Origin of the sequence: Aquitalea sp. USM4 (assembly GCF_004328945.1) — a bacterium.
GTDB classification, from domain to species: domain Bacteria; phylum Pseudomonadota; class Gammaproteobacteria; order Burkholderiales; family Chromobacteriaceae; genus Aquitalea; species Aquitalea pelogenes.
Window position 1 is genome coordinate 2,978,985 of sequence record NZ_CP029539.1, and the last position, 25,716, is coordinate 3,004,700.

General features: G+C 61.6%; 22 protein-coding genes. 11 read left to right on the forward strand and 11 right to left on the reverse strand.

Annotation, left to right across the window (positions count from 1 at the left end; translation table 11 throughout):
• From DKK66_RS13745 to recR, 3 genes are all read left to right on the forward strand, one after another.
• On the forward strand, window positions 1–339 hold the full coding sequence (locus DKK66_RS13745) for a YbaB/EbfC family nucleoid-associated protein (protein ID WP_045846077.1): 339 nt from the start codon (window positions 1–3) through the stop codon (window positions 337–339).
• Window positions 340–513: 174 nt separating this feature from the next.
• Window positions 514–918, forward strand: coding sequence for a GFA family protein (locus tag DKK66_RS13750; RefSeq protein WP_131359050.1), 405 nt, complete (start codon window positions 514–516; stop codon window positions 916–918).
• Between the two features lie 45 nt (window positions 919–963).
• The gene (recR, locus tag DKK66_RS13755) at window positions 964–1,593 is read left to right on the forward strand and encodes a recombination mediator RecR (protein WP_045846075.1); all 630 of its coding nucleotides are present in this window, start codon (window positions 964–966) and stop codon (window positions 1,591–1,593) included.
• Between the two features lie 18 nt (window positions 1,594–1,611).
• On the opposite strand, the gene DKK66_RS13760 is transcribed toward recR, so the two are convergent.
• From DKK66_RS13760 to DKK66_RS13790, 7 genes are all read right to left on the reverse strand, one after another.
• The gene (locus DKK66_RS13760; protein ID WP_165494177.1) at window positions 1,612–2,991 is read right to left on the reverse strand and encodes a PLP-dependent aminotransferase family protein; all 1,380 of its coding nucleotides are present in this window, start codon (window positions 2,989–2,991) and stop codon (window positions 1,612–1,614) included.
• A gap of 26 nt (window positions 2,992–3,017) precedes the next feature.
• Window positions 3,018–4,358, reverse strand: a complete 1,341-nt coding sequence (ccoG, locus tag DKK66_RS13765; protein ID WP_131359057.1) for a cytochrome c oxidase accessory protein CcoG — start codon at window positions 4,356–4,358, stop codon at window positions 3,018–3,020.
• Between the two features lie 201 nt (window positions 4,359–4,559).
• Window positions 4,560–5,189, reverse strand: a complete 630-nt coding sequence (locus DKK66_RS13770) for a MarC family protein (protein WP_062791510.1) — start codon at window positions 5,187–5,189, stop codon at window positions 4,560–4,562.
• Window positions 5,190–5,313: 124 nt separating this feature from the next.
• The gene (locus DKK66_RS13775) at window positions 5,314–7,230 is read right to left on the reverse strand and encodes a cation-translocating P-type ATPase (protein WP_207389785.1); all 1,917 of its coding nucleotides are present in this window, start codon (window positions 7,228–7,230) and stop codon (window positions 5,314–5,316) included.
• Window positions 7,227–8,270, reverse strand: coding sequence for an SPFH domain-containing protein (locus tag DKK66_RS13780; protein WP_131359060.1), 1,044 nt, complete (start codon window positions 8,268–8,270; stop codon window positions 7,227–7,229). Before DKK66_RS13780 ends, DKK66_RS13775 begins: the two co-directional genes overlap by 4 nt.
• Window positions 8,267–9,244: an SPFH domain-containing protein gene (locus DKK66_RS13785; RefSeq protein ID WP_207389786.1), complete on the reverse strand. Its 978-nt coding sequence runs from the start codon at window positions 9,242–9,244 to the stop codon at window positions 8,267–8,269. The genes DKK66_RS13780 and DKK66_RS13785 overlap by 4 nt, the downstream gene beginning before the upstream one ends.
• 10 nt (window positions 9,245–9,254) lie before the next feature.
• Window positions 9,255–11,234: an SPFH domain-containing protein gene (locus DKK66_RS13790; RefSeq protein WP_165494178.1), complete on the reverse strand. Its 1,980-nt coding sequence runs from the start codon at window positions 11,232–11,234 to the stop codon at window positions 9,255–9,257.
• Window positions 11,235–11,325: 91 nt separating this feature from the next.
• On the opposite strand from DKK66_RS13790, the gene DKK66_RS13795 reads away from it, so the two are divergent.
• A complete protein-coding gene (locus DKK66_RS13795) occupies window positions 11,326–11,562 on the forward strand; it encodes a hypothetical protein (protein ID WP_131359066.1) in 237 nt (78 codons plus the stop codon).
• Between the two features lie 4 nt (window positions 11,563–11,566).
• Here DKK66_RS13795 and dapE read toward each other — a convergent pair whose 3' ends face one another.
• The 4 genes from dapE to DKK66_RS13815 all read right to left on the reverse strand — a co-directional run bounded on the left by dapE (window position 11,567) and on the right by DKK66_RS13815 (window position 16,036).
• Window positions 11,567–12,697, reverse strand: a complete 1,131-nt coding sequence (gene dapE / locus DKK66_RS13800) for a succinyl-diaminopimelate desuccinylase (protein WP_045846068.1) — start codon at window positions 12,695–12,697, stop codon at window positions 11,567–11,569.
• A complete protein-coding gene (locus DKK66_RS13805) occupies window positions 12,694–13,044 on the reverse strand; it encodes an ArsC family reductase (RefSeq protein WP_131359070.1) in 351 nt (116 codons plus the stop codon). The genes dapE and DKK66_RS13805 overlap by 4 nt, the downstream gene beginning before the upstream one ends.
• A gap of 13 nt (window positions 13,045–13,057) precedes the next feature.
• Window positions 13,058–14,215 (reverse strand): PilT/PilU family type 4a pilus ATPase, encoded by a 1,158-nt coding sequence (locus DKK66_RS13810; RefSeq protein ID WP_131359073.1) that lies wholly within the window; start codon window positions 14,213–14,215, stop codon window positions 13,058–13,060.
• 141 nt (window positions 14,216–14,356) lie between these two features.
• Window positions 14,357–16,036, reverse strand: a complete 1,680-nt coding sequence (locus DKK66_RS13815) for a long-chain-fatty-acid--CoA ligase (RefSeq protein WP_045846065.1) — start codon at window positions 16,034–16,036, stop codon at window positions 14,357–14,359.
• Window positions 16,037–16,343: 307 nt separating this feature from the next.
• Between DKK66_RS13815 and rimP the strand changes: the two genes are divergently transcribed.
• The 7 genes from rimP (at window position 16,344) to pnp (ending at window position 25,461) form a co-directional block, all read left to right on the forward strand.
• On the forward strand, window positions 16,344–16,772 hold the full coding sequence (gene rimP, locus DKK66_RS13820; protein WP_045846116.1) for a ribosome maturation factor RimP: 429 nt from the start codon (window positions 16,344–16,346) through the stop codon (window positions 16,770–16,772).
• Window positions 16,773–16,823: 51 nt separating this feature from the next.
• The gene (gene nusA, locus DKK66_RS13825) at window positions 16,824–18,302 is read left to right on the forward strand and encodes a transcription termination factor NusA (protein WP_045846064.1); all 1,479 of its coding nucleotides are present in this window, start codon (window positions 16,824–16,826) and stop codon (window positions 18,300–18,302) included.
• Between the two features lie 39 nt (window positions 18,303–18,341).
• Complete coding sequence (infB, locus tag DKK66_RS13830) at window positions 18,342–21,308, forward strand: translation initiation factor IF-2 (RefSeq protein WP_131359076.1); 2,967 nt, start codon at window positions 18,342–18,344, stop codon at window positions 21,306–21,308.
• A gap of 133 nt (window positions 21,309–21,441) precedes the next feature.
• On the forward strand, window positions 21,442–21,861 hold the full coding sequence (rbfA, locus tag DKK66_RS13835; protein WP_131359081.1) for a 30S ribosome-binding factor RbfA: 420 nt from the start codon (window positions 21,442–21,444) through the stop codon (window positions 21,859–21,861).
• Window positions 21,858–22,781 carry a tRNA pseudouridine(55) synthase TruB gene (gene truB / locus DKK66_RS13840; protein WP_131359084.1) on the forward strand — a complete coding sequence of 308 codons (924 nt, stop codon included), beginning with the start codon at window positions 21,858–21,860 and terminating at the stop codon, window positions 22,779–22,781. The genes rbfA and truB overlap by 4 nt, the downstream gene beginning before the upstream one ends.
• 80 nt (window positions 22,782–22,861) lie before the next feature.
• The gene (gene rpsO, locus DKK66_RS13845) at window positions 22,862–23,131 is read left to right on the forward strand and encodes a 30S ribosomal protein S15 (protein WP_045845302.1); all 270 of its coding nucleotides are present in this window, start codon (window positions 22,862–22,864) and stop codon (window positions 23,129–23,131) included.
• Between the two features lie 182 nt (window positions 23,132–23,313).
• Window positions 23,314–25,461 carry a polyribonucleotide nucleotidyltransferase gene (gene pnp / locus DKK66_RS13850; protein WP_045845301.1) on the forward strand — a complete coding sequence of 716 codons (2,148 nt, stop codon included), beginning with the start codon at window positions 23,314–23,316 and terminating at the stop codon, window positions 25,459–25,461.
• Window positions 25,462–25,716 lie beyond the last annotated feature (255 nt).

Sequence of the window (25,716 nt, forward strand, 5' to 3'; positions counted from 1 at the left end):
ATGTTCGGTAAAAACGGTATCGCTGGTCTGATGAAGCAAGCCCAGCAAATGCAGGAAAACATGAAGAAGGCCCAGGAAGAACTGGCCACCGTGGAAGTGGAAGGCCAGTCCGGTGCCGGTCTGGTGAAAATCGTCATGACTTGTGCTCACGATGTGAAGCGCGTGTCCATCGACGACAGCCTGCTGGACGATGCCAAGGAAGACAAGGAAATGCTGGAAGACCTGATTGCCGCCGCCGTCAACGACGCGGTACGCAAGGTGGAAGCCACTTCCCAGGAAAAAATGTCCGGCTTTACCAACGGCCTGAACTTGCCGGCCGGCATGAAACTGCCGTTCTAAGACCCGCTCATAAAACCCCCGATTCTGCGTTGCGCCGACTTGCCGTACTCACTGTACTGTCTGCGTCGGCGCGCCTTGACTCGGGTGCTCTGCGAGGTTTTGTTAGCGGCTCCAAGCCCCTTGCAACTGGCGGGGCCCGCCAATGATTGACAGCCTGTGGGAGTGGGAGTCGGCATGGAGCAGGTATTGCAGGGACGTTGTCTGTGCGGGGCGGTGCGCTATCAATGCCATGGCCGCCCCTTGAGCGTGACTTACTGCTATTGCAAGACCTGCCAGCTGGCCAGCGGCGCACCGGTGTACCTGGGGGCGCTATACCCCGCCGGTGCCGTGCGCTGGCAAGGCAGCACCACCGCTTACCGCTCCTCAGCGCTCGGCCTGCGGCATTTTTGCGGGCAGTGCGGTTCCACCCTGTTTTATGAATGCACCGATGGCAGCGGGCGGGTGGAAATCACCATTCCCACGTTGGAAACGCCAGCGGTATTGCGGCCTGACTGTCATGAATGGACGTCCAGTGCCATTCCCTGGTTTCACCTGGACGACGACCTGCCGCGTTACCCGCAGGGCGCGCCGGACGACTGATGCCTTGCCTGTTCCTCTTTGCCAAACCCGTATTCCGGATTGCCGATGAAAAACCCACCCGCGCTTGAACAACTGATTGCTGCCCTGAAAGTGCTGCCCGGTGTCGGCCCCAAAACCGCCCAACGCATGGCTTTCCATTTGCTGCAACGGGACAAGACCGGGGCGGACAAGCTGGCGCGGGCGCTGGATCGGGCGCTGAACCATCTCACTCATTGCGAACGCTGCAATACCTTCAGCGAAACCCCGTTGTGCAGCATCTGTGCCGACCCGGAGCGCAGGCCGGACCAGCTGTGCGTGGTGGAAATGCCGGCCGACCTGATGACGCTGGAGCAGGCCAAATGCTATCAGGGCCTGTATTTCGTGCTGATGGGGCGTATTTCGCCGCTGGACAATATCGGCCCCAAGGAAGTGAACCTGGACAAGCTGATGGTGCGGGCGCTGGACGATGTGGTGGAAGAGGTGGTGATTGCCACCAATTTTACTGCCGAGGGCGAAGTCACCGCCCACATGATTGCCGAGCTGCTCAAGGGCCGCGGCCCCAAGGTGTCGCGCATTGCGCGCGGACTGCCGGTGGGCGGCGAGCTGGAATATGTCGACCTGAGCACGCTGGCGCAGGCGGTGTACGAACGCAAATCGCTGACCGCCCAGTCCGACCCGTCCACCCCGCCGGGCTGAGCGTCACGCCAAGCCCCGTCACTCCATGGCTTGCCGCAGCAGTGCGCCTAACAGGGCAACGCCCTCGCGCTGGTGCAGCGGGTCGAAAAAGCTGAAGTTCAGCCGCAAGGCATTGGCCGCTACCGGGTGCGGGTAGAACAGCGTGGCGGGTGCGTAATGTATGCCCTGTTCGATGGCCAGCGGCAGCAAGGCCGCACAGTCCAGTCCTTCGGGCAACACCACCCACTGGAAATAGCCGCCCTCGGCGCGCAGCAAACGGCTGCCCGCCGGAAAACTCTCCATGATTTGCTGCACCATGGCATCGCGCCGCTGCCGCAGGCTGGCACGCAGCCGGGTCAGCATGTCGCCGTGCTGGCCGGTGGCCAATAGCCGTGCCAGCGCCATCTGGCTGGGCAAGGGCGTGCCCAGCGAGCTGCACAGCTTCAGCCCGCGCACGGTGTCGCTCAAGCGTCCGGCTGCAATCCAGCCTACCCGGTAGCCCGGTGCCAGCGATTTGCTGAACGATGAGCAGTGCAGCACCGTGCCACTGCGGTCAAAAGCCTTGAGCGGGCTGGCCCCCTGTTTGCCGAAGTACAGCTCGCGGTAGGTGTCGTCCTCGATAATGCACACCCGGTATTGTTCGGCCAGCGCCACCAGCGCGCGCTTTTGTGCTTCCGGCATCACCAGGCCGGTGGGGTGCTGGAAATTGGCCATCAGCACGATGCCGGCCGGGCGTTGCTCGCGCAGCGTTTCTTCCACTGCGGCCAGGTCCAGGCTGCCTTGTTCGGACAGGGCGGCCGGCAGGATGGCAATGCCCAGATGGCGTAGTTGTTCCAGCGCTGCCGGGAAGGCTGGCGTCACCACCACCATGCTCTGGCTGCCGGAGGCGCTGACTGCCGCGCGCATGGCCAGGGTGAGTGCTTCCATGCCACCGCAGGTAATCAGCAGCTCGTCCCCCGCCAGCGCAATGCCCTGACTCAGATAGTGCAGCCCCAGCTCGCGGCGCAGGCCGTCAAAACCTTCCAGTGGTGTGCTGGACAGGGCATCGCGGTAGTCCTGCAAGGCGCGGCCCAGCGCCCGGTTCATCGGTGTGGTGTTGATCAGCGCCGGGTTGATGAAGGGGCAGCCCCAGGGCATGGGCAGGGCGGTGGTCAGGTGTTCCATGCGCAGGGTTTGCGGCGCTGCGGTTTCGGCCGGTGCTGCGCGTGTTGCCGGTGGACACACGCGGAAGCCGGAGCGCGGCAGCGCCTGCAGCAAGCCCTGCCGCTCCAGCTCGGCATAAGCGCGCTGGGCGGTGGTCAGGCTGACGCCATGGTCCTGGCACAGCTGGCGCAAGGAGGGCATGCGGTCACCGGCGCGCAGCTGGCCCTGTTCGATGGCGTGGCGGAACAATTGCGCCAGTTGCTGGGTTTTGCTCATGGACTGATTACTCGCGGATGGGGTGCTCATTCGCCGATAAAGCTGCTTTTTTCCTGCAGCACATGCGCCGGTTGCGCCAGCGAACGAATGACAAAACGGATGTCATTGGCCCCGCGGGCTGCGTTTTCAGGTGCTACCTGCACCCGCACGCCGATGGTTTCGGTGGCGGTGGCGGCCAGGCTGACTGTCGGCGTGGCCGCTATCAGCCGGATGCCGGGCAGGCCTTCCACGCTGATGGCCAGGCGCTGGGCAGATTCGCTGCTGTTGATCAGCCGCACACTATAGCTGTTTTCCAGCCAGCCATCGTCGGTTTCCCGCACCAGGCTGGCACGGTCGCGCAGGATGTCGGCCTTGAATGGCAGGCGCTGGGTAAAGCTGAACACCGACAGGCTGATGATGCCCAGCAACAGGCTGCTGTAAAACAGTACGCGTGGCCGCTGCCATGCCGGTTTGCTGTGTTGCCTGCCTTCCAGTGCGGCCTCGCTGGTGTAGCGGATCAGCCCGCGCGGGGCGTGCAGCTGGTCCATCACCTGGTCGCAGGCGTCGATGCAGGCTGCGCAGCCGATGCACTCGTATTGCAGGCCGTTGCGGATGTCGATGCCGGTAGGGCAAACCTGCACGCAGATGCCGCAGTCGATGCAGCCTCCGGCGGATTTGTCGGCCTGCTTGCCGCGTGGTTCGCCACGGCGGGCATCATAGGAAATGATCAGCGTGTCACGGTCGAACATCGCACCCTGAAAGCGGGCATAAGGGCACATATGGCTGCACACCTTTTCGCGTAGCAGTGCGGCCAGCAAATAGGTGAAGGCCGCGTAGAACAGGATCCAGAACACTTCCCACGGCCCGGCCTGACCCTGCCACAGATTGCTTGCCAACTCGCCTGCCGGGGCAAAGAAGGCCACTAGTGAAAAACCGGTCCACAGCGAAAACAGCAGCATCAGGCTGTGGGCCAGCCCCTTTTTCAGCAGCTTGCCGGCGCTGTTGGGGGCGGCATCCAGCTTGCGTCTGGCCTTGTGGTCGCCCAGCACCAGCCGCTCGATCCACAGCATGATCTGGGTATACACCGTTTGCGGACAGGAATAACCGCACCACAGCCGCCCGGCCAGCGTGGTCCACCAGAACAGGCCCAGTGCGCTGACCACCAGCAGGGCGGCCAGATAGACAAAGTCCTCCGGCCAGAAGCTGGCACCGAATACGAAGAACTGGTGGCGTTCCAGGTCAAACAGCACCGCCTGGCGATGATTCCATTGCAGCCATGGCAGGCCGAGGAAAACCAGCTGGGTGAGGATGACCAGTGCCACGCGGATGTTGTTGAAACGGCCACTGGTCAGGCGGGGGTAAATCTTGATGGGGACGGGCTGGCTCATGCTGCGGGCTCCGGAAGGATAACCCGCTCTTTTTAGGCGCTGTCACCATGACAGACAATGCACAGATCAAGCTGGTTTTATCAGTACAGATTTTTATTTTATCTATAAAAACAAAGGCTTGATTTGTATTGCATCCGGGTGGCGCTGCCGCTGATGCATACAGTTTCGGTACAGCTGTTTGCGCCAGATCAAACCGCTGGCTTAGCGCGTCAGCTGCGGGAACAGCCGGTACAGGCCATCGACGATGATCTCGACAGACACCGCCGCCAGCAGCATGCCCATCACCCGGTTGACGATATTGATGCCGGTCTGGCCCAGCAGGCGGCTGATGGGGGAGGCCAGCACCAGCGCGCCATAGCAGGTAATGGCTACCAGCAGGCTGCTGATCAGCAGATACACCACCTGCACCCAGGAATGGGCGGTGGAGGCATAAATGATGACGGTGGAAATGGTGCCGGGACCGGTGAGCAGCGGAATGGCCATGGGTACTACTGCGATATTGGTTTTGGCTTCGGCCTCGGACTGCTCTTCCTTGGTGGTCTTGGTAGGAGCCGGCTTGGCATTCATCAGCGCAATGGCAATCAGCATCACCAGCAAGCCGCCACCTACCTGGAAGGAACCGATGCTGATACCGAGAAAGCGCAGCAGGGTTTCGCCCACCACGGCAAACAGGCACAGCACCACCGCCACCGCCAGTGTGGTGGTCTTGGCTATGCGCTTGCGTTCCAGCTGACTGGAAGTCGGGGTCAGGCTGATGAAGATGGGAATGGCCCCCAGCGGGTTGACCAGCACCAGCAGGGCGACAAAGATTTTGGCGATTTCGAGTTCCATGGTGCATCCATGCTAGGGCAAAGCCGTGGGGCTGACATTCAGCGGCGGGACACAAAGCTGCAGGCTTGCGCCAGCGCTGGCATGCGGTTCATGCAGCATAGCCCTTGCCGCACTGCATTGCCGCTCAGCCCTTGTGCGTGACGGCGGACAAGGGCTCGTGAAAGCGCAGCAGGCGTCCGGCATTGGCCATCACCAGCAAGGTGCTCAGATTGTGCAGCACAGCCGCCAGCAGCACGCCGGCACTGCCCAGCAGGCCAAATGCGGCCAGCAGGGTGAGTGCCACCGCCCAGCCGAGCCCCAGCACCACGTTTTGTGCCAGTACCCGGCGGCACAGGCGGCTGAGCCTGATGGCGGTGGCCAGGCGGCGCAAATCATGGCTGATCAGCACCACATCGGCAGCGGCCACGGCAATATCGGCTGCGCTGGCTCCCATGGCCACGCCAACCGCACCGGCCTTCAGCGCCAGCGAGTCGTTGATGCCATCCCCCACCACCAGCGGGCGGTAACCGGCGCTGATTTCTGCCTGTACTTCCTTGAGTTTGCCGGCAGGCAGCACCTGCGCCACCACCCTGTCCATGGCCAGTGCCTGTCCTACCGGCTCCGCGGCCTGCCGGTGGTCGCCGGTCAGCAGTATTTGCCGTTGCAGGCCCAACTGGCGCAGTTGCTGCATGGCCTCGGCGGCCTCGGCGCGCGGGCTGTCGGCCAGATGGAACCAGGCCAGCAGGCGGCCATCCAGCGCCAGCCCGGTCAGCGAGGCAGTGCTGCGTGCAGGCCGTTCACCAGGCACGCCCATTTGCTGCAACAGGGCAGGGCGGCCCAGCAGCACCTGCCCCCAGTCACTGTCGGCCTGCATGCCCATGCCGGGCAGTTCCTGCACATTGCGCAAGGCGGGCGCGGGTTGGTCGGTGGCGAGGGCGGCCAGCGCGCGGCTGACCGGGTGGGTGCTGCAGGCGGCCAGCCCGGCAGCCAGCCAGACTGCTTCCACCGGGCTGTCGTTCACCAGCGTGTCCACCGACTGCACTGCCAGCTGGCCGCTGGTGAGGGTGCCGGTCTTGTCGATGACCAGTGCGTTGACATCGGCCAGCTCTTCCAGAAAGGCTGCGCCGCGAATCAGCACGCCATGGCGCGCAGCCACCGCCACCCCGGCCACGGCAGTGGAGGGAGCGGCCAATACCAGCGCGCAGGGGCAGGCAGCCACCAGCACGGCCAGCATGGCCTGGCTGTCGTGGCTGACAAACCAGCACAGTGCGGCAATGGCCAGCACCAGCCCCATATAGGACGCCGCATGACTCTCCACCAGCCGGGTGACTGGCGGTTTGGCTTGTTCGGCCTGTTGCATCAGCGCACTGATGCGCCCCAGTGCCGATTGTTCGCCCACCTGGCTGACTTCCAGTTGCAGCAGGCCTTGCAGATTGACCGCACCGGCATACACCTGGCTGCCGGGTACGACATCCTGTGGCAGGGCCTCGCCGGTGATGGCCGAGGTGTCCAGGCTGGATTGCCCGCTTACCACCATGCCGTCGGCCGGAATGCGCTCGCCCGGTCGTACTTCCACCCGGTCGCCGCTACGCAGCTGGCTGTTGTCGACTTCTTCCAGACTGCCGTCGGGCCGATAGCGGCGGCTGCGGCTGCTGGTAAGGCTGGCCAGCGCGCGGATGGCTTCTTGTGAACCCAGCAGGCTGCGTTCTTCCAGCACATGGCCCAGCACCATCAGGATGGGTAGCAGGGCGGCGCTGAGGGTGTCGCCACTGGCCCAGGCACCCAGCATGGCCAGTGCCACCAGCAGGTCGGTCATGCCGTGCAGGTCCGGGTGTTGCAGGCTGTGCCAGGCGGCACGCAGCAGCGGTACGGCCATCAGCAGCGCGGCGGCGCTGGTCAGCCATTGGGCGATGATCTGCCCGTCGGGAATCAGGAAATGCCAGATACCAGCCAGCAGCAACAGGCCGATGGCCAGCAAGGCCAGTTGCAACTGACGGGCGCTGCGCTGTTGTTCGGCGGCATCCAGCAAGCCGTGATGGGGATGGGGACAGCACTGGCTCACGGTCGGACTCCCGGCACAATCACCCGGCCACTGCTGTCCGGGTCCATGGTGGTGACCTGGCCTGCCTTGGCCAGTACCTGCTGGATCTTGTCCTGATACAGCTGGCGCAGCAGGGCAGGCCCGTCCGGCTGTTGCATGCGCGGTGCCAGCGCCAGGATTTCGCTGGTTTCATTGCGGGCCTGGGCCAGCCGTTCGTCGGCACGGGCGTGGGCACTGTTCAGGATGGTGCTGACGGCGGCGCTGGCTTGCTGTTGTTGCCGGGCGGCGGCGGTCTGGGCTTGCGCCAGTTGCCGCTCGACGGTCTGGTCGGCGGTCAGTACCGCGTCAAAGGCAGCCTGGGCGGCATGTGGCAGGCTGGAGGTGAGGTCGATACGGGCGACTTGCAGGCCAAGCGGCACACCACGCTGGCGCAGTTGCTGCAGCCGCTGGTTGACCGCTTGCACCAGTTCGCCACGCAGCCGCTCGCGCAGTTCGGCCTGCTGGCTGGAGGGCTGGTTGCTGCGGGTCACCAGAATGCTGTCCAGATCGCGGCCTGCACTCAGCTGCAAGGCGGCAGCGCTCACCATCCGGTCCAGCGCGGGCAGGGCCTGTTCACCTTGCCGGGCGTAAGCGGCGGCATCGTCAATGCGGTAATACACGGTGGCATTCAGCTGCACCACGCCCACATCGCCGGTCAGCAGATACCCGGAACCGGCCAATTCGTCACCCATCTGTTGCAATGATGTCCCGGCACCATCCAGCGCCAGCGCATGGGCATTGCGGCTGAGCCCTTCTACCTGCCGTTGTTGCAGTCGTTCGGTAGCGGGCAGCCAGATGATGCTGTCGATGGGGCTGGGCCAGGCCAGCAGCAGCCCTGCGCGCTGTACCCGGTCGATGGCGCCAAAGTGCAGCACCACCGCCTGGCTGTCGGCCGGCACCGGCCTGACATGCGCAGTCAACCAGCCAAGGCCGGCCAGCAGGGTGATGGCCAGCAACAGGCGGTAACCCAGACGCAGCGACTGGGCCAGTGCGCTGGCGGGCAGAGAGGTGGCCGCCATCATTTGCCCTTTGCGCCCTTGCCGGCGGCCAGCCCCGGTGGGCCATCCACCAGCGCACGGAACGGGGCGGCATCGGTACGCAATATCAGGTGGGTGCCGGAACCCACCACGCCGTTGAGGGTGTCCAGCGAGCGCAGGGTCTTGTACAGCTCCGGCGCTTTTTGCCAGGCATCGGCATAAATCCGCGCAGCCTGCACGCGCGAACCGGCTTCGATTTCGGCAGCGGCCACACTGGCATCGGCTTGCTGGATACGGGCATCGCGTGCGGCATTGGCACGGATGGCGGCGGCCTGTTCATTGCCGCTGGCAGTGCGTTCGGCGGCGATGGTGTCACGTTCGGCCCGCATCCGCGCCACGGTGGCATCCAGCGTGACAGCGGGCAGGGTCAGGCGCTCCAGCCCGACATCCACCACCTGTACGCCATAACTTTCCAGCAGCTGCGGTGTCAGTTGCTGGCGCAGTTGTTGTTCCAGCTGACTGATGCGCAACTGGCTGCGGTCGGTATTCACCAGATTGCCCAGGGCAAAGCGGCTGCTGCCGGTTTCCATGGCCGAGCCGGCAAAGGTGGCAATCTGCCGCGCCGCTTCGTCCGGCTGGTTCTGTACCGCGCGCAAAAAGCGGGTGATATGGCTGCTGTCGGCCGGAACCTGCCAGGCGACATAGCTTTGCATGATCACCCGCAGGCCATCACGGGTGCCTACATCTTGCAGGCCGCTGGAGGTGGTACGCAGGCGCAGGTCCACCGGGACCACCGTTTCCAGTGGCGGCGGCAGACGCCAGGCCAGGCCCGGCTGCAGCAATACCCGTACCGGTGCACCAAAGCGGGTGATGACCAGGGCTTCGCCCGAATGCACTTGCAACATGCAGGCGGACAGCCCGGCCAGCAGCAATACGCCAAGCGCGGCGGCGGTTTTCCAGTGTCGCCAGCCGCTGCTCGGGCTGTCGCTCGCGTGAGGGTGGTGGTGAAACAGCGCCAAATCAGGCTCCTCAGGGGTGCGTTCCCGCTATGGCGGGCGGCGGTTCGGTGGCAATCGGCGCGCCATGCAGGTCGATGGCGGGCAGGCCGGGGTTGTTGGCGGCCGGGCGCAGGTCAATGGTGGGCAGGGCACTGGCCGGAATGCGATGGTCGATGATGATGGGCTGGGCCTGATGCAGGCCTTGCTTCAGTGCGTGCAGATAGCGCTCCAGCAGGAAGGACTGCCCGCCAACACCGGCGGCCTGACGGTCGGCCTGAAAGGCAATGGCATCCACCTTGCTGCGCGCCACCCGCTCGGCAGCGCTGGCGCTGGCATCGCGTGCCGCCTGTACGGCAGCCTGAATGGCAGCGCTATGGCTGCGCACGGCCTGGGCGCGTTCCTCGGCTACACGAGCCTGCGCCAGAATGGCCGCAGCCTGCACGCCGTGATAGGCATTGGCCGCAGCCGCAGGCGGGTGAATGGCCTGAATCACCACGGCCAGCAGTTCCAGTCCGCTACCCGAGCGGTTCAGCGCCTGCTGGATTTGCTGTTGCAGCTGGCGCGAGGTATCGGCCAGAGCATCGCCCAGCAGCTTGTCCAGCTGCTGCCCGGCAAAGTAATGCAGCATGGCGCGGTCCGCCACCGCATGCAGCAGGGCGGTGGGGTCAGCCTGCTGGTAGAGTGCCAGGGCGTCGGCATCGCGCAGCCCCTGACGGTAGACCAGGCGCACATCCAGGCCAACCAGCTGGGTGCTCTGGCGCTCGCCTTGCTGGCTGGCAATCAGCTGGGTGGTTTCGGCGGCATGGTTGCCATCCCACAAATGGTTGTTGCTGGCGGCTGATACGCTACTGTCCGGGCTTTGCCAGCGCCCCTGGCTATCCTGTTGCAGGCCGCTGGCCAGCTGATGCACCACGCCATACTCCACCCGGCGCACCTTGCCGAACGGCCATGGCAAACCCAGATGCCAGCCCGCCTGCCACACCGCTATCGGCTGGCCGAAGCGTTCGTACACGCCACGTTGATCACTATTGATGGTGCTGACGCTGCTCAGCAGCCAGCCCCCCGCGAGCAGGGTCAGTGTAAAAGGTCGCATGGCACGGCCCAGGTATTGCAAGGCCCAGCTCTGGCGCAGTTCCAGCCCCAGCCCCTGTTGCAGACGGCTACGCCAGTTGCGCACACCATCTTGCCCCATCAGGCTGGCAAGCAGGCTGTTGAACGGCAGGGCGGGAGGCTGCTGGCGCTGGTAAGGCTGAAAGATTTGCCACAGCGCACGCAAGCCCAGCTCGATAGCCAGCACTGCCATCAACAGTGCACCCGCCTGTAACAGGCGCAGCAGCCAGTCCAGCCCCAGCAGCAGGCCGGCAGCGGCCAGCGCGGGCAGCAGCATGGACAGCAATACGGCACGCAAGATGGCTTGCAGCTGTGCTGCTTCCGGCCATTGTTCTTTATCCTGCAAGGCCAGGCTGCGCTCCAGCAGCAGTGTGGCAAAACTCAAAGCCAGTCCGCACAACAGCGCGGCTAACAGGCTATCCGGGTTGGGGGGGCTTTCTGGCGTGGCTTGCAATACCAGCAGGCTGATCAGCAGGGTCAGCAGGCTGGTGCCGGCTTGTTGCACTACCGCCCAGCCGGTGCGGCGGCCAATCAGCCGTCGCAGGCGTGGCCACAGCAGCCAGCGGCGCAGGCTGTATTTGCCCGCTGTGCCGTGGGTACGCGCTGTCGTGTCGGTGGGGCGGAGTTTGCCGGGTAAAAACTGCGGGAAAAGGGGCAGCGCAGTCATGGCCTGCCGCTTGCGGCGCCAGCCTGCCAGATTGCTACTGCCATACAGTGTGCCAGTCAGCAGCCACAGGCTGGCAGACAGCGACAGGCACAGCAGGCGCGCTATCCAGCCAGACAGCAGCAGTCCGGCCAGCAGGCAGGCGGTGGCCAGCAGCAGGGCCGGCAGGGCGCAGCGCCGGTAGAGCAATTCCTGCCGGGCGGCGGCATCAGCTAGGGCAGAGGGGGATGGCTTCATGGTCCTGAGACGGCGTCGGGCAGCGCCAGCGCAACTGGCCGGCAATGCTACACTACCTGCATCGCCGGATTGGCACGGGAGCAGGCAAAGCATGGATCATACACCTTACCTTGGCATGGCGTGTTGCGGCCTGATGGCAGCTGCACAGGCGGGCATGCCGGCGGCAGAGCCGCCAGCCAGTGTCCCCGCCATGCAGCAGCAGGCTCCCGCCAACAGCAGCTATCAATGCGTGAACCCGGCGCAGCAACTGCATGCCATGCTGGCGCGCTACGCCCTCAAGTGTGGCGATGCGGCCTGCCCGCTGTGCAATCCGCCTGCTGCGCCGTGAGGGCTCAGGCCAGCAGCAGCTTTTCCAGGGTGCGCTGGTAAATTTCGGCCAGCGGTTCCAGATGGGCCACTTCCACGCATTCGTTCAGCTTGTGGATGGTGGCATTGACCGGGCCAAATTCCACCAGCTCGCGCGCAATGCGCTTGATGAAGCGGCCATCGGAAGTGCCGCCGGTGGTGGACAGCTCGGCGCTATGGCCGGTGACCTGATAGATGGCCTCGCCCAGTGCATCGGTCAGTGCGCCCGGTGCGGTGATGAAGGGCATGCCGGACAGGGACCAGTGCAACTCGTAACCCAGGCCGTGCTTGTCCAGAATGGCATGCACCCGGTCTTTCAGCGATTCCACCGAGCTTTCCGGGCTGAAGCGGAAGTTGAAGCGGATTTCACACAGGCCGGGAATGATGTTGACCGCACCGGTACCGGCGTGGATGTTGGACACCTGCCAGCTGGTGGGCGGGAAGAAGTCGTTGCCACGGTCCCATTCGGTGACGGCCAGCTCGGCCAGTGCCGGTGCCATCAGGTGGACCGGGTTCTTGGCCAGGTGCGGGTAGGCAATATGACCCTGGATGCCGTGAATCACCAGACGTCCGGACAGCGAACCGCGGCGGCCGTTCTTGATGGTGTCGCCCAGCTTCTGGTCGGAAGTCGGTTCGCCGACAATGCAGTAGTCAATCAGCTCGCCACGCGCTTCCAGCGTATCCACCACCTTGACCGAGCCATCTACTGCCACGCCTTCCTCGTCCGAGGTCAGCAGCAGGGCGATGCTGCCCGGGTGATCCGGATGGTCTGCCACAAAGGCTTCAATGGCGGTAATGAAGGCCGCCAGCGAGGCTTTCATGTCGGCCGCGCCACGGCCGTACAGCAGGCCGTTGCGCTGACGCGGTTCAAACGGCGGGCTGTCCCATTGCTCTACCGGGCCGCTGGGCACCACGTCGGTGTGGCCGGCAAAGCACAGCAGCGGGCCGCTGTTGCCACGCCGCGCCCACAGATTGTCCACTTCGCCAAAACGCATCGGTTCGATGACAAAACCCAGTGCATGCAGGCGTTCGGCCAGCAATTGCTGGCAGCCGGCATCGTACGGGGTGACGGAATCGCGGCGGATCAGCTCGCAGGTCAGGTCCAGGGTCTTGCTCATGCGGCAAACTCCTCGGCCCATTGTGCTTCGTTGAAACCCACGCTGACCTTGCCCGGGCGTTCCAGCACCGGACGCTTGATGATGGAGGGCTGCGCCTGCAGCACGGCAATCGCGCCTTCAGCGGTGGCGGCCTGGGCTTTCAGTTCGTCGGACAGGCCGCGCCAGGTGGTGCCCTGGCGGTTGATCAGCTTGTCCAGCCCCACCGCGGCGATCCAGGCTTGCAGCTGGGCTTCGGTCACGCCCTGCTTCTTGAAATCGTGAAAGGCAAAGTCGATGTGATGATCGGTCAGCCACTGGCGGGCTTTCTTGACCGTATTGCAATTGGGAATGCCGTAGAGGGTAATCATGTTGTGTGCTTGCTTATAAATCCAGGGTGAATCCGTCAAAGCTGGTGGAGGCTTTGTCTGGGTCTTGCTTGTCCTGCGGCGGGGCTACAGCCTTTTGGGCTTCTGCCTGCTTGCTTTGGGCGTGGTTGATCAGCCAGTACAGGTTGGTGGGCGAGTCGGCATTTTTCAAGGCATCGTCCAGCAGGATGCGGTCTTGCTGGTACAGGCGGAACAGCGACTGCTCGAAGGTTTGCGCGCCTTCGCTCATGCTGTTTTCGATGGCCTCCTTGATCTGGTCGATTTCACCATTGCGAATCAGCTCGGCGATATGCGGGGTATTGATCAGGATTTCCAGGGCCGGAATCTGCTTGCCATCCTTGGTGGGGACCAGGCGCTGCGAAATCACCGCGCGCAATGAAACGGACAAGTCCATCAACAGCGCGTTGCGGCTATCGGTGGGGAACAGGCTGATCACCCGGTTGAGCATGTGATAACTGTTGTTGGCATGCAGCGTGGACAGGCACAAGTGGCCGGACTGGGCGTAGTTGATGGCATGCGTCATGGTTTCGGCATCGCGGATTTCGCCAATCATCAACACGTCCGGCGCTTCACGCATGGCGTTCTTCAGCGCGTTTTCGTAAGAGAAGGTATCCACGCCGATTTCGCGCTGGTTGACGATGGATTTCTGGTGGCGGTAGACAAACTCGATCGGGTCTTCCACCGTCAGGATGTGGCCGGACTGCGTCTGGTTGCGGTGTTCCAGCAGGGATGCCACGGTGGAACTCTTGCCGCTGCCGGTGGCCCCCACCACGATGATCAGCCCGCGCTTTTGCTGCACCAGCGTCTGCAGGGTATCGGGCAGGTTCAGCTCGGCCAGCGACGGAATGCGCGGCCGGATGAAGCGCACCACCATGGCTACCGTGCCGCGCTGCCTGAAAATGTTCACCCGGTAATTGCCCAATCCTTCCACCAGCCGGCCGAAGTTCATTTCCAGCTCGCGCTCGAAGGTGGCGATCTCGCCATCATTCATCAGGCTGTAAGCCAGTTGGCGAACAATATCAGCCGACAGCGGCTTGTCGTTGATGGGCAGGGTGACGCCATCAATCTTGATCTGCGGCGGCGCTTCTGCCGTGAAAAAAATGTCACTGGCTTGTTTGTCGGCCATCAGCTTGAAAAATGGCAGCATCAGCATGGTCGGGTTTTCCAATCCGGTATTCAGTGTGGCGGCTACACAAAGTGCATGGTCTTTTTATAGCGCTATTGTGCCTGCTCCGGGCCGCAAGCGACAGCCAATAACAAAAAAGCCCGCATCAGCGGGCTTCTGTTGGGTGGCTCAGGCCTGTTTGCCGACTTCCTGGTCGCGCAGGGCGCGACGCAGGATCTTGCCGACATTGGTCTTGGGCAGCTCCTGGCGGAACTCCACGCTGCGCGGCACCTTGTAGGCGGTCAGGTTCTCGCGGCAATGCTGGATCACGGCTTTTTCCGTCAGGCTGTCATCCTTGCGCACCACGAACACCTTCACCGCCTCCCCGGACTTGTCATCCGGCACGCCGATGCAGGCCACTTCCAGCACAGCCGGGTGGCTGGCCACCACGTCTTCCACTTCATTGGGATAAACATTGAAGCCGGATACCAGAATCATGTCCTTCTTGCGATCCACCAGCTTGACGTAGCCTTCCGGGGTGACCACGGCCATGTCGCCGGTAGCCAGGAAACCGCGCGAGTCAATCACCTTGGCGGTTTCGTCCGGGCGGTTCCAGTAGCCCTTCATCACCTGCGGGCCCTTGATGCACAACTCGCCCTGTTCGCCTTGCGGCACGGCCTGGCCATCGGCACCGCGGATTTCAATGTCGGTGGACGGAATCGGCAGACCGATGGTGCCGTTGTAGGCCTGGATATCCAGTGGATTGATGCAGGCAGCCGGGCTGGTTTCGGTCAGGCCGTAGGCTTCGGCCAGGGTGACGCCGGTCAGTTGCTTCCATTTGTCGGCCACGGCCTTTTGCACCGCCATGCCGCCACCCAGCACCAGACGCCAGCTGGAAAAGTCCACCGACTGGAAGTCAGGGTGATTGAGCAGGGCATTGAACAGGGTGTTGACCCCGGTCATCGCCGTGACGCGGTATTTCTTGATTTCCTTGATGAAGCCCGGAATGTCGCGCGGGTTGGTGATCAGCACATTCAGTGCGCCCAGCTCGGTGAAGATCATCAGGTTCGCGGTGAGCGAAAAGATGTGATAGAGCGGCAGGGCGGTAATGATGATTTCCTCACCCTCGCGTGCCACCGGTTTCACCCAGGCACCGGCCTGCAGCATGTTGGCAATGATGTTGCGGTGTACCAGCATCGCCCCTTTGGAAATGCCGGTGGTGCCGCCGGTATATTGCAGGAAGGCGATGTCCTCGTGGCCGATGCTGACCGGGACAAAGCGCTGCGCTGCGCCGGCTGCCAGTGCGTCGTTGAAGCGGGTATGGCCCGGCAGCTTCCAGGCCGGCACCATCTTCTTGATGTTGCGCACCACGAAATTCACCAGCAAACGCTTGGGGAAGCCCAGCATGTCACCGATGGAGGTCACGATGACATTCTTCACCTTGGTGCGCTTGATCACGTCTTCCAGCACGCTGGCAAAGTTTTCCAGGATGACGATGGTTTCCGCACCCGAATCATTCAGCTGGTGTTCCAGTTCGCGCGGGGTGTACAGCGGGTTGACGTTCACCACCGTGCCACCGGCGCGCAAGGTGCCGAATACTGCCACCGGATATTGCAGCAGATTGGGCATCATCACGGCAACGCGATCGCCCTTTTTCAGCTGCAAGGTGTTTTGCAGATACGATGCAAATTGCTCGGTCAGTGTTTGCAGCTGTCCATAGCTGAGGATCTTGTCCATATTGGCCATGGCAGGACGGTCACGGAATTTGTGAACGCTGCGATCAAACACTTCGACAATCGACTGGAACTGATTGATGTCGATCTCGTGTGCTACCCCTGGCTGGTAATTCTTTAGCCAAACCTTTTCCATAAGTAGGGTTTCTCCATCGTGCTGATACGAGAGTGCCGCGCCGGCATCGCTGCTGTGGCGAGCATCTTCTATATAATTGTTTCTGAATTTTCGAATGGGTATTGCGCCCATTCCTATGTACCCGAACTTCGTCAGGTTGCAGCTAATTTACAGTATGTGAAAAATGCACGCAAAGCACAGGCCGATGCATGTCGGGGTGGCGGGTAGGGCCTTGACAGGCTTCGGTTTTCTTTTTTGCAGGAATGGGTTACAATCGCGATGTTTAGGGATGGGCGTTTCGCCCATTTTTTATTTGTGGAAAGAAGCAATGGATGTACGTTTGCTGCTGGAAAACACCCTGCCAGGTCTAGGCTACGAGCTGGTCGATTTTGAAATGACCCAGGGTGGTGGTTATCGCGTGTTTATGGACAAGCCAGGTGGCGTCACGGTGGAAGACTGTGTGCTGGTCAGCAATCACCTGACCCGTCTGTTCATGGTTGAAAACGTCAATTACGAACGGCTCGAGGTTTCCTCCCCGGGGCTGGATCGTCCTCTGAAGAAAGAGGCGGACTTCGTGCGCTTTGCCGGACAGCTTGCCAAGATCAAGACGCGCATGCCGGTCGAGCAGCAAAAGAAGTTTGCCGGTCGTCTTGTCGGGGTTGAAGATGGCGCGGTCAAGCTGGAAGTGGATGGCGGCCGCATCGTGGCAATTGCCCTGACCAATATCGACAAAGCCAGGCTCGAGCCTGAGTTTTGAGCGCGGATAGGTCCTGTTGCCGCGCATAAGGACAAAAATTCGGAGGAATGCATGAGTCGCGAGATTTTGTTGCTGGTTGATGCCCTGGCAAGCGAGAAGAATGTCAGCAAGGATGTGGTTTTTTCCGCCCTTGAAATGGCACTTGCTTCGGCAACCAAAAAGAAGTTTACCGATGACGAAATGGATGTGCGTGTCGAAATCGACCGTCACACCGGGCAATACCAGACTTTCCGTCGCTGGACGGTGGTGCAGAACGAGCTGATCGAAAACGAGAGCCGCGAAATCACCATTACCGACGCGCGTGATGATGATCCGCGCATCGAAGTGGGTGCAGTGATCGAACAACCGATGGAAGCCGTCGAGTTTGGCCGTATCGGTGCCCAGACTGCCAAGCAGGTCATCCTGCAACGCATCCGCGACGCCGAGCGTGAACAGCTGCTGAACGAATTCCTGCAGCGTCGCGAACACCTGATCACCGGCACCATCAAGCGCATCGAACGTGGCAATGCCATTATCGAATGCGGCAAGCTGGAAGCCGTACTGCCGCGCGATCAGATGATTCCGAAGGAAAACCTGCGCGTGGGCGACCGCGTGAAAGCCTTCCTGCTGCGCATCGACCGCATGGGTCGTGGCCCGCAGCTGGTGCTGTCGCGTACCTCCAGCCAGTTCCTGATCAAGCTGTTCGAGCTGGAAGTGCCGGAAATCGAAGAAGGCCTGCTGGAAATCAAGGAAGCCGTCCGCGATGCCGGCCTGCGCGCCAAGATTGCCGTCAAGGCCAACGATGCCCGTATCGACCCGCAAGGCACCTGCATCGGCATGCGCGGTTCCCGCGTCCAGGCCGTGACCCAGGAGCTGGCAGGCGAACGCATCGACATCGTGCTGTGGGCACCGGAACCGGCACAGTTCGTGATCAACGCGCTGTCCCCGGCCGAAGTGAACCGCATCATGATCGACGAAGACAACCACAGCATGGACGTGGTGGTCGAGGAAGATCAGCTGGCACTGGCCATCGGCCGCAGCGGTCAGAATGTCAAGCTGGCAGCCGAACTGACCGGCTGGTACCTGAACATCATGACCGTGACTGAAGCCGAGGAAAAACACCAGGCCGAAGACGCGCAGTTGCGTGATCTGTTTGTCACCCACCTGGGTGTGGACGAAGCCACCGCCACCGTACTGGTGCAAGAAGGTTTTGCCACCCTGGAAGAAGTAGCGTATGTGCCGATTTCCGAAATGCTGGAAATCGACGGTTTTGACGAGGAGTTGGTGAATGAGCTGCGCAGCCGTGCACGTGACGCCATCCTCACTCAGGCCATTGCGTCCGAAGAGAAAGTCGAAGGTGTATCCGAAGACCTGAAAGATATCGAGGGTCTGGATGCCGAGCTGGTTCGCAAGTTGGCCGAGAACGGCGTGTCCACGCGTGATGATCTGGCCGACCTGGCCGTTGACGATTTGGTGGACATGACCGGCATTGAAGCTGAAGCTGCACGTGCAATCATCATGAAAGCGCGCGAACACTGGTTCAACCAGTAAGGCTTCTTCGGGAAGTATTTACGGAATTTGGGAAGACGCATGGTATTGACGAATGTAAAACAGTTTGCCGGTGAGCTGAACCTCACGCCTGAACGATTGCTGGAACAGCTTCGTGCAGCGGGTGTGGCCAAGCGCGCGCCGGATGATACGCTCTCCGAGCAGGATAAATCCCAGCTTCTTGACTACCTGAAGCGTTCGCATGGCGCGCGTGATGAGTCGCGTATCACGCTGACTCGCAAGTCCACCAGTGAAATCAAGACTGCGGACGGTAGTACGGTAAAAGTTGAAACACGCAAGAAGCGTGTAGTGGTGCGTCCGGAAGAAAGCCCGGCTGCTGCCGCTGCTGTTGTTGCACCCGAGCCGGCTGTTGCTGCGCCGGCCCCGGCTGCCAAGCCTGTTGAAGTGGTTGCTGCCCCTGCTCCGGCGGCAGAAACCAAGCCGGTTGTTGAAGTGAAACCGGAAACCAAGCCGGAACCGCAAGTAAAGGTTGAACCCAAGGTGGAATCCAAGCCCGCCGCACCGGCCGCCCCGGTTGCGGAAGTCCCGGCCAAGGAAGCTGCACCTGCTGCCAAGCCGGCACCGGCTGTGGCACGTACCGTAGCCTCCATCCTGTCGCCGGAAGAAGTAGCCGCGCGTGAAGCTGAAGAAAAGCGCCAGGCTGCTTTCCGTGCCCGCCAGCAAGAGCTGATGCGCGAAAAGATCGAACGCGAAGAACGTCGTCAGGCTGCGCGTCTGGCTGCACAGCAACCGGCACCGGCTCCCAAGCCGGTAGAAGCACCGAAGCCGGAAGTGCGCAGCGAAGAGCGCCGTGATGACCGTCGTGACGAACGTGGTCCGCGTCCGGCTGGCGACAACCGTGGCCCGCGTCCGGCTGGTGACAACCGTGGCCCGCGCCCGGCAGGCGACAACCGTGGCCCGCGCCCGGCTGGTGACAACCGTGGCCCGCGCCCGGCAGGCGACAACCGTGGCCCGCGTCCGGCTGGTGACAGCCGTGGCCCGCGTCCGGCTGTTGCCGCTGCACCGGGAGCCCCGGTGGTACCGGCAACCGTAGCCGGTCGTCCGGATGCCAAGAAGGGCGGCGGCGCCAAGAAAGGCAACGAGCGCTGGGAAGAAGGCAAGAAGGGTGGCCGTGGTCTCAAGACCAAGGGCGGCGATGCCGGTAATGACTGGAAATCCCGCGGCGGCAAGGGCAAGCACAAGCAAAACAACCAGCATGCCTTCCAGGCTCCGACCGAGCCCATCGTGCATGACGTGCTGGTACCGGAAACCATCTCCGTGGCCGATCTGGCTCACCGCATGGCCGTCAAGGGCGTTGAGGTGATCAAGGTCCTGATGAAGATGGGCATGATGGTGACCATCAACCAGGTGCTGGACCAGGAAACCGCCATGATCGTGGTGGAAGAGATGGGCCACAAGCCGCGTGCGGCACAGGCGGACGATCCGGAAGCCTACCTGGAAAAACCGGAAGGCGAAGAAGTGGAAGTGGCCGTACTGCCGCGTCCGCCGGTCGTCACCGTGATGGGTCACGTCGACCACGGTAAAACCTCGCTGCTGGACTACATCCGTCGCGCCAAAGTGGCCGCGGGCGAAGCCGGTGGCATTACCCAGCACATCGGTGCCTACCACGTGGAAACCCCGCGCGGCATGATCACCTTCCTGGATACCCCGGGTCACGAAGCGTTTACCGCCATGCGTGCCCGTGGTGCCAAGGCCACCGACATCGTGGTGCTGGTGGTGGCTGCCGACGACGGCGTGATGCCGCAAACCATCGAAGCCATTCACCATGCCAAGGCTGCCAAGGTGCCGATGGTGGTGGCGGTCAACAAGATCGACAAGATGGGTGCCAACGCAGAGCGCATCCGCCAGGAGCTGGTATCCCACGAAGTGGTGCCGGAAGACTGGGGTGGCGACACCCAGTTCGTCGAAGTGTCTGCCAAGCAGGGCACCAATATCGACGCGCTGCTGGAAGCCATCCTGCTGCAGGCTGAAGTACTGGAGCTGACCGCTCCGGTTGACGCTCCGGCCAAGGGCATCATCGTGGAAGCCCGTCTGGACAAGGGTCGTGGCCCGGTTGCCACGCTGCTGGTTCAGTCCGGCACCCTGAAGAAGGGCGATGTGGTACTGGCTGGTACGGCATTCGGTCGCGTTCGCGCCATGATCGACGAAAACGGCAAGGCCATCGAAAGTGCCGGCCCTGCCATCCCGGTGGAAATCCTGGGTCTGTCCGACGTACCGCAAGCCGGTGAAGACGCCATGGTGCTGACCGACGAGCGCAAGGCGCGTGAAATCGCCCTGTTCCGCGCCGGCAAGTTCCGTGACGTACGCCTGGCCAAGCAGCAAGCCGCCAAGCTGGAAAACATGTTCGCCCAGATGGCCGATGGCAGTGGCGAGGTGCAAACCTTGTCCATCATCATCAAGGCCGACGTACAGGGTTCCTACGAAGCCCTGGCCGGCAGCCTGCAGAAGCTGTCCACCGACGAAGTGCGCGTCAGCATCCTGCACTCCGGCGTGGGTGGTATCTCGGAATCGGACATCAACCTGGCGATCGCTTCCAAGGCCATCGTGATCGGCTTCAACACCCGTTCCGATGCCGCAGCGCGCAAGCTGGCCGAAAACGAAGGCGTGGACATCCGTTACTACAGCATCATTTACGATGCCGTGGACGAAGTGAAAGCAGCCTTGTCCGGCATGCTGGCTCCGGAGAAGAAGGAACAGATCCTGGGTACCGTCGAGATCCGTCAGGTGATCCCGGTCTCCAAGGTTGGCAACATTGCTGGTTGTATGGTGACCGACGGTCTGATCAAGCGTACCGCTTCGATCCGCCTGATCCGCAACCACGTGGTGGTGCACACCGGCGAACTGGACTCGCTCAAGCGCTTCAAGGACGACGTGAAGGAAGTGAAGCAGGGCTACGAATGTGGTCTGATGCTGAAGAACTTCAACGACATCCAGGAAGGCGACCAGCTGGAAGTGTTCGAAATCGTGGAAGTGGCCCGCTCGCTGTAAGCGGCACTTTCCCGGCGAGTGCAGTGCAAGCCATGGCTTGCCGGCGCTCGCCTTTTGCATTCAAGGCGGCTGACTGCTAGTCGGATACATCCGACTATCCGTTGGCCGCTTTCATGACTACAGGATGGAAATCATGGCCAAAGCCAGAAAAGGTTTCTCCCGCGCCGACCGCATTGCTGAACAGATTCAGCGCGAGCTGGCCGAACTGGTACGTACCGGTCTGAAAGACCCGCGTGCCGGCTGGATCACCATTACCGCCGTGCATGTGACGCGTGACTATTCCCACGCCAAGGTGTTCTACACCGTGATGGACGAAAAGACCCGCGAAGTCAGCCAGGAAGCGCTGGAGCACTCCGCCGGTTACCTGCGTTCCGAACTGGGCCGCAGCATCAAGATGTTCACCACGCCGCAACTGCACTTTGTCTACGACGAATCGGTATCGCGCGGCATGCACATGACCAGCCTGATCAACCAGGTAGCCAAGGAAGACGCGGAAAAATTCGGTCAGGTCGATGCTGCTCCGGCCGCAGATGAAGAAGGTAGCGCCGAATGAGCAAGCCGCGCAGCAACCGCCGCCAGATTGATGGCGTGCTGCTGATCGACAAGCCCTACGATATTTCCAGCAACAACGCGCTGCAAAAGGCGCGCTGGTTGCTTAATGCCGCCAAGGCAGGGCATACCGGCGTGCTGGACCCGCTGGCCACCGGCCTGTTGCCGATGTGCCTGGGGGAGGCCACCAAGTTTTCCTCCTATCTGCTGGATGCCGACAAGGGCTATCGCGCCACCGTACGCTTTGGTGCCGCCACCAGTACGGGGGACATCGAAGGTGAAGTGGTGCGCGAATGCCCGATTGCCTTTGATGAAACCCGCCTGCTGCAAGTGATGCAGCAGTTTGTCGGCGAGATCAGCCAGGTGCCGCCGATGTATTCGGCGCTCAAGCACCAGGGCAAGCCCTTGTACGAATATGCGCGCGAAGGTATCGAGATAGTACGGGAGCCGCGCAACATCACCATTCACTCGCTCCGACTGGTCAGCTTTGATGGTGTGGAAGCGGTAATCGACGTGCTGTGCAGCAAGGGTACCTATATCCGCACGCTGGCCGAAGACATTGCCATTGCGCTGGATTGTGCCGCCCATCTGACCGGTTTGCGTCGTACAACGACTGGTGGTTTCCAGCTGGCCGAGGCGCACACGCTGGCCGATGTGGAAGCGCTGGACATGGCTGGTCGCGAAGCGCTGCTGTTGCCGGTCGACGTATTGGTGCAACACTTTCCGGCGCATACGCTGGATGCGGCCAGCGTCGGGCGTTTTATTCACGGACAAGCCGTGCGTTTTGTCGGCGAGTGTGCGAGAATGACGCGCTTTCGTGTTTACAGCGATGTGGATGCGGAGTTTCTGGGTCTGGCCGAGTTGCGGGATGATGACATGCTGCACCCGATCAGACTCCTGGCTGTCAAACAGGCAGCCTGCTAGCGAAGTGCGGATGGGTTGGGAAACCGGCTCGCTGCACTTGTCGGATCGCAAGATCCTTACCTGATTTGGAGTTACCCAAAATGGCAATGACCGCCGCCCAAAAAGCAGACATCGTTAAAAGCTTCCAGCACAAGGAAGGCGATACCGGTTCGTCCGAAGTGCAAATCGCACTGCTGACCGCCCGTATCAACGATCTGACCCCGCACTTCAAAGCCAACACCAAGGATCACCACAGCCGTCGTGGTCTGCTGAAGATGGTGAGCCGTCGTCGTCGCCTGCTTGACTACCTCAAGCGTACCGATGCTGACAGCTACCGCGCTCTGATTGCCCGTCTGGGTCTGCGCAAGTAATTGGTTCAGGTTTGAAAAAGTCGCAGCGAGTCTGCGACTTTTTCACGCTGGCCTTCAAGCACGCTGTATTACTGTGACAACGGGGGGAGCCTCTAGAAATTTTGATCGAAACCGGTCCGAATTTTTAGGGGTTCCCGTTGTGTTTTCAGCTTGAAAAAACAATTTTGACTAAGGGATGCCCTGTGTTCAATAAAATTACCAAAACGTTTCAGTATGGTAACCAGACCGTTACCCTGGAAACCGGCGAAGTAGCGCGCCAGGCTTCCGGCTCCGTTATTGTTTCTGTTGATGAAACCGTGGTTCTGGTCGCCGTTGTCGGCGGCAAAAATGTCAAGCCGGGCCAGGATTTCTTCCCGCTGACCGTAGACTATCTCGAGCGTACCTACGCTGCCGGTAAAATCCCGGGTGGTTTCTTCAAGCGCGAAGGCAAGCAGTCCGAGAAGGAAGTGCTGACCAGCCGCCTGATCGACCGTCCGATCCGCCCGCTGTTCCCGGAAGGCTTCTACCACGACGTACAGATCGTGGCTACCGTGCTGTCGCTGAATCCGGAAGTGGATTCCGACATCCCGGCCATGATCGGTGCTTCCGCTGCGCTGGCCATCTCCGGCCTGCCGTTTGCCGGCCCGATTGGTGCTGCCCGTGTGGGTTACGCCAATGGCGAATACATCCTGAACCCGACCAAGACCGAACTGGCCACTTCCGAAATGGATCTGGTGGTTGCCGGTACCGAGCGTGCCGTGCTGATGGTCGAGTCCGAAGCCAAGGAACTGTCCGAAGCCGTGATGCTGGGTGCCGTGGTATTTGGTCACGACCAGATGCAAGCCGCCATCAAGGCCATCAACGAACTGGCTGACGAAGTGAACCCGGTGATGTTCGACTGGACTGCTCCGGCCAAGAACGAAGAGCTGATCGCCCAGGTACGCGGCATTGCCGGTGCCAAGCTGGCTGATGCTTTCCGCCTGCGCCAGAAGCAAGCCCGCACCGTTGCCATCAACGAAGCCTGGGCCGACGTCAAGGCTGCGCTGATCAACGAAGATACCGACACCCTGCTGGCCAACGAAATCAAGGGCATCTTCAAGGGTCTGGAAGCTGAAATCGTCCGTGGCCAGATTCTGGCTGGCGAACCGCGTATCGACGGTCGCGACACCCGCACCGTGCGCCCGATCAGCATCCGCAGCAACGTGCTGCCGCGCACCCACGGTTCCGCCCTGTTTACCCGTGGCGAAACCCAGGGCCTGGTGGTAACCACGCTGGGCACCAAGCAGGACGAGCAGATCATCGACGCGCTGGCCGGTGAATACACCGAACGCTTCATGCTGCATTACAACTTCCCGCCGTACTCCACCGGTGAAGCCGGCCGCATGGGCCCGCCGAAGCGTCGTGAAATCGGTCACGGTCGTCTGGCCAAGCGTGCCCTGGTTGCCGTACTGCCGCCGGAATCCGAATTCGGTTACTCCATGCGCGTGGTTTCGGAAATCACCGAATCCAACGGTTCTTCCTCCATGGCTTCGGTTTGCGGTGGCTGCCTGTCGCTGCTGTCCGCTGGCGTGCCGCTGAAGGCCCACGTTGCCGGTATCGCCATGGGTCTGATCCTGGAAGGTAACCGTTTTGCCGTGCTGACCGACATCCTGGGTGATGAAGATCACCTGGGCGACATGGACTTCAAGGTAGCCGGTACTGCCGAAGGCATTACCGCCCTGCAGATGGACATCAAGATCCAGGGCATCACCAAGGAAATCATGCAGGTTGCCCTGGCACAAGCCAAGGAAGGCCGCCAGCATATCCTGGGCCTGATGAAGGAAGCCGTGGAAGGCCCGCAAGAGCTGTCCGCCCACGCTCCGCGTCTGTACGTGATGAAGATCAACCCGGAGAAAATCCGTGACGTGATCGGCAAGGGCGGCGAAACCATCCGCTCCATCACCAAGGACACCGGCACCGAGATCAATATCGAGGAAGATGGCACCATCACCATCGCCTCCATCTCCGGTGAAGGCGCCGAGGCTGCCAAGAAGCGTATTGAAGAAATCACCGTTGAAGTTGAAGTGGGCAAGATCTACGAAGGTACCGTAGTGAAGATCCTCGACAACAACGTCGGTGCCATCGTTTCCATCCTGCCGGGCAAGGATGGTCTGGTACACATTTCCCAGATCGCCAACGAGCGCATCAAGAATGTGTCCGACTACCTGAAAGAAGGCCAGGTTGTGAAGGTCAAGGCCATCGAAATGGATGATCGCGGTCGCATCCGCCTGTCCATCAAGGCACTGCTGGAAGACGAATCCAAGGTTGCGCGCGAAACCGCCGACTCCTTTGGTCTGAAGACCCAGCAGTAATTCCTGGCAATCTGCCAAGCAAAAGCCCGCAGCAATGCGGGCTTTTTTGCGTCTGGCGGCAAGGAAGGGATGCCGGTGTGAATGTCGCGATTACGGCAGGCATGACGCATGCTGCGCAGCATTTTGACCGCCAGATGGCGGCTGTGGCGACGATTTGTTTTGCAAGATACTGAAAATGAAGGTGAAAATGGCGGTTTGACGGGTTTGAGATAGGTCAAGTAATTTTATAAGCAGATGTCGCAAACCGGATATGGG

Excerpts from the sequence above, each read along its gene's own strand:
- DKK66_RS13790 (WP_165494178.1), bottom strand. The coding sequence starts at position 11,234 with ATGAAGCCATCCCCCTCTGCCCTAGCTGATGCCGCCGCCCGGCAGGAA.
- rimP (WP_045846116.1), top strand. The coding sequence starts at position 16,344 with ATGGATGTACGTTTGCTGCTGGAAAACACCCTGCCAGGTCTAGGCTAC.
- DKK66_RS13745 (WP_045846077.1), top strand. The coding sequence starts at position 1 with ATGTTCGGTAAAAACGGTATCGCTGGTCTGATGAAGCAAGCCCAGCAA.
- rpsO (WP_045845302.1), top strand. The coding sequence starts at position 22,862 with ATGGCAATGACCGCCGCCCAAAAAGCAGACATCGTTAAAAGCTTCCAG.
- DKK66_RS13815 (WP_045846065.1), bottom strand. The coding sequence starts at position 16,036 with ATGGAAAAGGTTTGGCTAAAGAATTACCAGCCAGGGGTAGCACACGAG.
- ccoG (WP_131359057.1), bottom strand. The coding sequence starts at position 4,358 with ATGAGCCAGCCCGTCCCCATCAAGATTTACCCCCGCCTGACCAGTGGC.
- recR (WP_045846075.1), top strand. The coding sequence starts at position 964 with ATGAAAAACCCACCCGCGCTTGAACAACTGATTGCTGCCCTGAAAGTG.
- DKK66_RS13750 (WP_131359050.1), top strand. The coding sequence starts at position 514 with ATGGAGCAGGTATTGCAGGGACGTTGTCTGTGCGGGGCGGTGCGCTAT.
- dapE (WP_045846068.1), bottom strand. The coding sequence starts at position 12,697 with ATGAGCAAGACCCTGGACCTGACCTGCGAGCTGATCCGCCGCGATTCC.
- truB (WP_131359084.1), top strand. The coding sequence starts at position 21,858 with ATGAGCAAGCCGCGCAGCAACCGCCGCCAGATTGATGGCGTGCTGCTG.
- DKK66_RS13805 (WP_131359070.1), bottom strand. The coding sequence starts at position 13,044 with ATGATTACCCTCTACGGCATTCCCAATTGCAATACGGTCAAGAAAGCC.
- DKK66_RS13795 (WP_131359066.1), top strand. The coding sequence starts at position 11,326 with ATGGATCATACACCTTACCTTGGCATGGCGTGTTGCGGCCTGATGGCA.
- rbfA (WP_131359081.1), top strand. The coding sequence starts at position 21,442 with ATGGCCAAAGCCAGAAAAGGTTTCTCCCGCGCCGACCGCATTGCTGAA.
- DKK66_RS13760 (WP_165494177.1), bottom strand. The coding sequence starts at position 2,991 with ATGAGCAAAACCCAGCAACTGGCGCAATTGTTCCGCCACGCCATCGAA.
- DKK66_RS13770 (WP_062791510.1), bottom strand. The coding sequence starts at position 5,189 with ATGGAACTCGAAATCGCCAAAATCTTTGTCGCCCTGCTGGTGCTGGTC.
- infB (WP_131359076.1), top strand. The coding sequence starts at position 18,342 with ATGGTATTGACGAATGTAAAACAGTTTGCCGGTGAGCTGAACCTCACG.
- DKK66_RS13810 (WP_131359073.1), bottom strand. The coding sequence starts at position 14,215 with ATGCTGATGCTGCCATTTTTCAAGCTGATGGCCGACAAACAAGCCAGT.
- DKK66_RS13780 (WP_131359060.1), bottom strand. The coding sequence starts at position 8,270 with ATGATGGCGGCCACCTCTCTGCCCGCCAGCGCACTGGCCCAGTCGCTG.
- nusA (WP_045846064.1), top strand. The coding sequence starts at position 16,824 with ATGAGTCGCGAGATTTTGTTGCTGGTTGATGCCCTGGCAAGCGAGAAG.